This is a genomic window from Mesorhizobium sanjuanii (assembly GCF_002529485.1).
GTDB lineage: Bacteria > Pseudomonadota > Alphaproteobacteria > Rhizobiales > Rhizobiaceae > Mesorhizobium > Mesorhizobium sanjuanii.
Map to the genome: position 1 here is coordinate 1 of NZ_NWQG01000209.1, position 1354 is coordinate 1354.

Sequence of the window (1354 nt, forward strand, 5' to 3'; positions counted from 1 at the left end):
TAGCCGCCGATGCGCAGGCAGGTTTCGGTTCCGGGGATGTAGAAGTAGCCAGCGCCGTAGACGTCGCAGATCTTGACGTATTCGGCGGGTTCCGGCTCGGCGACGACGACGGCGTCGGCGGCGCGCGCACCGGAAACTGCGATCAGGGCCGCAGCTGAGCCGAGAAGCAGGCTCTTGATGTTCATTTTCTGACCTCCAGTCAGAATCGAACAGAATAACGGATCCGGGGTGCTCGTTTTTATGCTAAGCAATTGTGATTGCTTATCTTTTATGGAAAAGTCCCATTTTAGTCGTCGCGAAAAATATTCACCAAAGACGTTTGTTGGCGAAAGCGTGCCCCGAACCGGATTTGAGATAACGCTCGAATGAAGTCGCCTTGGCCTGGTTCGAGAAGGCCATATAGGTCACGATTCGCCACGGCAGGAACTTGGATGTGTGGCTGGATTTTCCGGCATTATGGTCGGCAATCCGTCGTTTCAGGTCTGAAGTCACGCCGATATAGCGCTCGCCTTCAGCGACTTTGCTCTCCAGCAGATACACGTACCACACGAACCGGATCTCCTCTCCTGCTCCGCCCTGCGGGCTTCGCAGGACAAGGCGCTTCGGAGAGCATTCTCCTTCGCGGAAAAGGAGCTGCCAAGCCTGCTATACAAGGGTTTTTAGCGACCAGCGGCCCTCCTTCGCCAAGGCTTCGGAGGGCATCCTCTCCGCCATCCTGCTTCGCACGAACTGTTGGGGCTTGTCCTGCGAAGCGCGCAGCGCGAAGCAGGATGGCGGAGAGGATGGGATTCGAACCCACGAGAAGCTTTTGACCTCTACTCCCTTAGCAGGGGAGCGCCTTCGACCACTCGGCCACCTCTCCGTTGCGCCGCTGGATAAAGAAAAGCGTCGGCACAATCAACAAGCCGGCGCCATTATCGCCGAAAAATCCGGCTTCCGCCGAAATGCCGCTTTGGTCATGCGGCGATTCCATGGCGATTCCCGGGCCGGTGGCTCCGGAATACCGTCGCAATTCCGGCGAGCGATCGCCGGAATCGGGCGGATTGCAAGGGCTCCGCAGGGGTCGATGGTTAATGAGAGCTTTCCGAGTGAGGCCAAATCGTGTCATTTGTGCAACAACGCTTGGGGATAGCGCCCGGACAGGCCTTTTGCCGGTACGATCGTGGTTGAACGCCGCCGCCCCATGGGTAATGTCGGATTCGAAGGAGCGGCGCGGTGCGCATCTTTTTCGGATAGTGGGGATGGGGCAGGGAACGCTGTCCTTCAGCAAAGAATACCCAGACCCGTTTTTTAACTTTTGACTGGAGGTCAGAAAATGAACATCAAGAGCCTGCTTCTCGGCTCAGCTGCGGCC

General features: G+C 57.5%; 3 protein-coding genes and 1 tRNA gene. All 4 read right to left on the reverse strand.

The genetic code is table 11. From position 1 onward, the window contains the following. Window positions 1-185: porin (locus CN311_RS26545; protein ID WP_208866576.1), on the reverse strand; the 185-nt coding region annotated here is incomplete at its 3' end. Between the two features lie 121 nt (window positions 186-306). After that, complete coding sequence (locus tag CN311_RS26550; RefSeq protein ID WP_097576619.1) at window positions 307-549, reverse strand: GIY-YIG nuclease family protein; 243 nt, start codon at window positions 547-549, stop codon at window positions 307-309. A gap of 222 nt (window positions 550-771) precedes the next feature. Beyond that, window positions 772-862, reverse strand: a tRNA-Ser gene (locus tag CN311_RS26555). Continuing rightward, window positions 824-973 carry a hypothetical protein gene (locus CN311_RS32735; RefSeq protein ID WP_165779860.1) on the reverse strand — a complete coding sequence of 50 codons (150 nt, stop codon included), beginning with the start codon at window positions 971-973 and terminating at the stop codon, window positions 824-826. The genes CN311_RS26555 and CN311_RS32735 overlap by 39 nt, the downstream gene beginning before the upstream one ends. Window positions 974-1354: the final 381 nt, after the last annotated feature.